At 72.3% G+C, this 5,779-nt stretch carries 5 protein-coding genes; all 5 read right to left on the bottom strand.

The window, feature by feature from the left end; genetic code table 11:
* A partial coding sequence (locus tag ACYVE9_RS13720) for a bifunctional salicylyl-CoA 5-hydroxylase/oxidoreductase (protein WP_461028104.1) occupies positions 1–2,220 on the bottom strand: 2,220 nt, incomplete at its 3' end.
* On the bottom strand, positions 2,217–3,050 hold the full coding sequence (locus tag ACYVE9_RS13715; RefSeq protein WP_461028103.1) for an enoyl-CoA hydratase family protein: 834 nt from the start codon (positions 3,048–3,050) through the stop codon (positions 2,217–2,219). The genes ACYVE9_RS13715 and ACYVE9_RS13720, both read right to left, overlap by 4 nt.
* A gap of 188 nt (positions 3,051–3,238) precedes the next feature.
* On the bottom strand, positions 3,239–4,240 hold the full coding sequence (gene argF, locus ACYVE9_RS13710; protein WP_461028102.1) for an ornithine carbamoyltransferase: 1,002 nt from the start codon (positions 4,238–4,240) through the stop codon (positions 3,239–3,241).
* Between the two features lie 129 nt (positions 4,241–4,369).
* Positions 4,370–5,590, bottom strand: coding sequence for an arginine deiminase (locus ACYVE9_RS13705; protein WP_461028101.1), 1,221 nt, complete (start codon positions 5,588–5,590; stop codon positions 4,370–4,372).
* Between the two features lie 113 nt (positions 5,591–5,703).
* Positions 5,704–5,779: homocysteine S-methyltransferase family protein (locus tag ACYVE9_RS13700; protein WP_461028105.1), on the bottom strand; the 76-nt coding region annotated here is incomplete at its 5' end.

The raw sequence follows: 5,779 nt of genomic DNA, 5'->3' as shown, positions 1-5,779 counted from the left end.
GGGCGGGGGGCGGCTGCCGGCCTGGTACGGGTCGGGCCAGGGCGCCCCGGGGCCGGCGTAACCCTGCTCGGCGGCGGCGTGCAGGGTCCAGTGCGGATCGTGCAGGTGGGGCCGGCCCAGCGCGCAGAGGTCGGCCCGGCCGGCCAGGAGCAGCGAGTTGACGTCGTCCCACGAGGAGATGGCGCCGACCGCGATGACCGGCACACCCAGCGCGTTGCGGATCCGGTCGGCGTAGGGCGTCTGGTAGGAGCGGCCGTACTGCGGCCGCTCGTCGGCGACGACCTGGCCGGTGGAGACGTCCAGGGCGTCGGCTCCGTGCCGGACGAAGGCCGCCGCCGCCGTGAGCACGTCGTCGAAGGTGATGCCGCCCTCCGCCCAGTCGGTGGCGGATATCCGCACGGTCAGCGGCCGGTCCGCCGGCCAGGCGGCCCGGACCGCGTCGAGTACCTCCAGGGGGAAGCGCAACCGTCCCGCGATGTCACCGCCGTAGGCGTCGGTGCGGTGGTTGGTGAGCGGTGACAGGAAGCCGGACAGCAGGTACCCGTGTGCGCAGTGCAGTTCCAGCAGGTCGAAGCCGGCCGTCGCCGCGCGTTCGGCGGCGGCGGCGAACGCGTCCCGCACGGCGTCCATGCCGCCGCGTGTCAGGGCCTCCGGGACCTGGCTGCCCGGCCGGTACGGCAGGGGCGAGGGTGCCACCAGCGGCCAGTTGCCGCTCGGCAGCGGCTCGTCCATGCCCTGCCACATCAGCCGCGTGGAACCCTTGCGGCCCGAGTGGCCGAGCTGCACACCGATCGCCGCCCCGGGCGACGCGCGGTGCACGAAGTCGGTGACGCGTCGCCAGGCGTGCCGCTGGTCGTCGTTCCACAGTCCGGTGCAGCCCGGCGTGATGCGGCCGCGCGGGCTCACGCACACCATCTCCGTCATCACCAGGCCGGCGCCGCCCAGCGCGCGGCCGCCCAGGTGCACCAGGTGGAAGTCGCCGGGCACGCCGTCCTGGGCGGAGTACATGTCCATCGGCGAGACCACCACGCGGTTCCGCAGCGTGAGCCCGCCGAGCCGGAAGGGCGTGAACATCGGCGGGGTGCCGGGCGGTACGGCCGCCTCCCGTTCCACGGCGGCGGTGAACGCGGGATCACGCAGCCGCAGGTTGTCGTGGGTGACGCGGCGGCTCCGGGTGAGGAGGTTGAAGGCGAAGCGGTGCGGGGGCTGGTCGAGCCGGAACGCGAGGTCCTCGAACCACTCCAGACTGGCCCGCGCCGCCCGCTGGGTGGACGCCACCACCGGTCGCCGCTCCTCCTCGTACGCGGCCAGCGCGTCCGGTATGCCGCGCTGTTCGGACAGGCAGGCGGCCAGCGCCAGGGCGTCCTCGACGGCGAGCTTGGTGCCGGAACCGATGGAGAAGTGGGCGGTGTGCGCGGCGTCCCCGATCAGCACCGTCCGCCCGTGCGACCAGCGCTCGTTGACCACCGTGCGGAACACCGTCCAGCGGGACGCGTCGCCGCGCAGCGGCCTCCCGTCGAGCGCGTCGGTGAACAGTTCGGCACAGCGCTCGACGGAGGCCGGTACCGGCTGTTCGTCGAAACCGGCGGCCCGCCACACCTCCTCCCGCATCTCGACGATGACGGTGGAGGCGTCCGGCGCGTACGGATAGCCGTGCAGCTGGACCGGGCCGTGCGGGGTGACGGCGATCTCGAAGCGGAAGGCGTCGAAGGCGAAGTCGGCGGCCAGCCACAGGTACCGGCAGCGGTGGCCGGTCACGCGGGGGCGGAAGGTCTCGCGGTGCGCCTCCCGGGTGGCGCTGTGCACACCGTCCGCGCCGATGACCAGGTCGTGGTCGGCGGCGAGCCGGGCCGCGGGCGGCGCCGGGGTGCCGAACCGCAGTGTCACGCCAAGCTCCCGGCAGCGGTCGTGCAGGCACTCGAGCAGCCGCTGCCGGCTCAGCGCGGCGAAACCGTGTCCGCCGGACCGCAGCAGCCGCCCCCGGTGCACCACGTCGATGGCGTCCCAGCGGACGAACTGCCGCCGCAGCGCCTCGAAGACGGCCGGGTCGGCGTGCTCGATGCCGCCGAGCGTCTCGTCGGACAGCACCACGCCGAACCCGAAGGTCCGCTCGGCCGGGTTGCGTTCCCACACGGTGATGTCGCGGTCGGGATCGAGCCGTTTGAGCAGTGCCGCCGCGTACAGGCCGCCGGGGCCGCCACCGATGACGGCGACCCTCACGGGTTGCCGTCCTGCCACTTCGGCGGGCGCCGCTCGGTGAACGAGGCGTGGAACTCGGCGTAGTCGGCGCTGTGCATCAGCAGCGCCTGGGTCGCGGCGTCCATCTCCACGGCGGCGGACAACGGCAGGTCGAGCTCCGCGGTGAGCAGCGCCTTGGTCTGCGCGTGGGCCAGGGCGGGGCCGTCGGCCAGCCGCCTCGCCAGCCGGGCGGCCTGCTCGTCCGCCTGTCCCTCCGGCACCAACTGGCTGATCAGTCCGATGCGTTCGGCCTCGGCAGCCAGGACCGGGTCACCGAGCATCAGGATCCGGGTGGCGTGCCCGAGACCGACGACCCGTGGCAGCAGGTAGGCGGCGCCCATGTCGCCGCCGGCCAGCCCGACCTTGGTGAAGAGGAACGCGAAGCGCGCGGTCGGATCGGCGACCCGGAAGTCGGCGGCGAGCGCCAGCACGGCACCCGCTCCCGCTGCCGCGCCGTGCACGGCGGCGACGACCGGAAAGGGCGCTTCCCGCAGTGCGCGGACCACGTGCCCGGTCATCCGGTTGAAGTCCAGCAGCGGGCCGGTGTCGAGCCCGAGCGTGCGGCCGATGATCTCCTCGACGTCGCCTCCGGAGCAGAAGCCGCGCCCGGCGCCGCCGAGCACCAGGGCCCGCGTCCGGTTCTCCCGGGAGAGCTCGGCCAGCAGGTCCCTGAGGTCGGCGTAGGCCTCGAAGGTGAGCGCGTTGAGCTTGTCCGGGCGGTCCAGCGTCACGGTGACCACACCGCGCTCCCGCCGGACCTTCAGATGCCGCCATTCTTCGGTGCTGCGCGCGGAACCGGTGAACGGGCTCATACGCTCGAAGGTATCACCGGTTCATGACTGTCGTCACGAGTGCGCGATACATGAGCGGCATCCCGGACGGCGGCGGGCCGGGCCCGCACCAGCGGACCGCCGGGCAGTCGGGCCGCGCCCCGGGACTCCGGAGCCCCGGGGCAGGCCCGGCGGGGCTCCGGAGTTCCGGGGCCCGGGAAACGGGGTCGCTAGTCGGCGAGGGTGGCGACCAGGACGGCCTTGATGGTGTGCAGCCGGTTCTCCGCCTCGTCGAAGACGACCGAGTACGGGGACTCGAAGACCTCGTCGGTGACCTCCAGCGACTCCAGGCCGTGCCGGGCGTGGACCTCCCGGCCGATCGCCGTACCGAGATCGTGGTAGGCGGGGAGGCAGTGCAGGAAGCGCACGTCGGGGTTGCCGGTGGCCCGCAGGACCTCCATGGTCACGGCGTAGGGCGACAGCAGCTCGATGCGCTCGTCCCAGACCTCCTTGGGCTCCCCCATGGAGACCCACACGTCGGTGACGACGAAGTCGGCGCCCCGTACCCCCTCGGTGACCTCCTCGGTGAGCGTGATCCTGGCCCCCGTCCGCTCCGCGAGTCCGCGGGCCTGCCGGACCACCTCGTCCTGCGGCCACAACTGCCGCGGTGCCACGATGCGCACGTCCATGCCGAGCAGCGCGCCCGTCACGAGGTAGGAGTTGCCCATGTTGCTCCGGGCGTCACCGAGGTAGGCGTAGCACACGCTCTCGAGCGGCTTGGCGCAGTGCTCGGTCATCGTCAGCACGTCGGCGAGCATCTGGGTGGGGTGCCACTCGTCGGTGAGGCCGTTGAACACCGGCACCCCGGCGTGGGCGGCCAGCTCCTCGACCACCGCCTGTCCGCTGCCGCGGTACTCGATGCCGTCGAACATCCGGCCCAGCACTCGGGCCGTGTCCTTGATCGACTCCTTGTGGCCGATCTGCGAGCCGGACGGGTCCAGATAGGTCGTGTTGGCACCCTGGTCGGCCGCGGCCACCTCGAAGGCGCAGCGGGTACGGGTCGAGGTCTTCTCGAAGATCAGCGCGATGTTGCGGCCGGTCAGCTGCCGCCGTTCGGTCCCCGCCCGCTTGGCGGCCTTCAGTTCGGCGGCCAGGGCGACAAGGTGACGGAACTCCTCAGGGGTGAAGTCGAGCTCCTTGAGGAAGTGGCGGCCCTTGAGGTCTGTCGCCATCGGAAGGCTCCTAGGTCGGGTTCGGCAACGGGAAGCGGACGCACGGGGCGGCGGCATGGAAGAGGGAACGAGGGATAGGAGTGGAAGTATATACGGCCTCTTGTATCTGTATACGGTTTGGGGGGTACGTCACACCGCGTCGCGCTGCACCGGACAGCTCATGCAGCGCGGACCGCCGCGGCCCCGGCCCAGCTCACTGCCGGGGATCTCCAGCACCTCGATGCCCTGCTTGCGCAGGTGGGTGTTGGTGGTGACGTTGCGCTCGTAGGCCACCACCACTCCCGGCTCGACGGCCAGCACGTTGCATCCGTCGTCCCACTGCTCGCGCTCCGCCGCGTGCACGTCCTGGGTCGCGGTCAGGACCCTGATCCCGTCGAGACCTAGCGCCGCGGCGATCGCCCGGTGCATGTGCTCCGCCGGGTGGTCGGTGACCTTCAGCTCCTGCTCCCCGCCCGGCTCGATCGTGTACGAGGGCAGCATGCCCAGTCCCGCGTACTGGGTGAAGGTGTCCGCGTCGACCATGGTCATCACCGTGTCGAGGTGCATGAAGGACCGGCGCTTGGGCATGTCCAGCGCGACGATGGTCCGGGCGGCTCCGGCCGCGAACAGTGAGCGGGCCAACGTCTCCACGGCCTGCGGGGTGGTGCGCTCGCTCATGCCCACCAGCACCGCTCCGTTGCCGATCACCAGCACGTCGCCGCCCTCGATGGTCGACGGGTGCGTGCTCTCGCCCCGGGACCAGAAGGTGAACTCGCCGCCGCCGAACAGGGGGTGGTGCCGGTAGACGGCCTCGAAGTGCACCGTCTCGCGCTGCCGGGCAGGCCAGCGCATCGCGTTGATGGCGACCCCGTCGTAGATCCACGCCGAGGTGTCGCGGGTGAAGAGGTGGTTGGGCAGCGGGTTGAGCAGGAAGTCGTCCGGCTCCATCACGTGGAAGCGCACCGACGAGGGTTCCGCGTGCCGCTCCAGGAACTCCCGCTTGGTCGCGCCCCCCACCAGGGCCTCCGCCAGCTGGGCGGCAGGCAGTTGCTCGAATGCCTCCCGCAGGTGGCCGGTGGCCAGCGGCCCGTACTCCTTCTCGTCGAAGACGCGGTCCATCACCAGGGCGCGGGCCGCCGGCACGTCCAGGGTCTCGGCCAGCAGATCCGCGAAGAGGTGCACCTCCACACCACGCTCGGCCAGCAGCGCCGCGAAGGTGTCGTGCTCCTGCTGTGCCCGGCGCACCCACAGCACGTCGTCGAACAGCAGGTCGTCCTTGTTGGTGGGGGTGAGCCGCTTCAGCTCAAGCCCCGGACGGTGCAGGATGACGCGGCGCAGCCGCCCGGTCTCGGAGTCGACGTGGAATGCCATGCCCCCATCCTGGCGGAGCCGGCCGGCCCACGCCCGTGGATCCGCCGCTCCGAGGCGTGACCACACGGGCGCCCGAGAACGCCTCCCACCGGGAAAGCTGCCCGGCGAGCGGCTCAGCGGGCGAGCTGCTCGGTGAGCCGCGCGATCCGGTCCGGCCCGATCCGGCAGCAGCCGCCGACGAGACGCGCT

This window comes from Streptomyces sparsus, from assembly GCF_054776295.1.
This window is presented reverse-complemented; position numbering and strand designations above follow the sequence as displayed.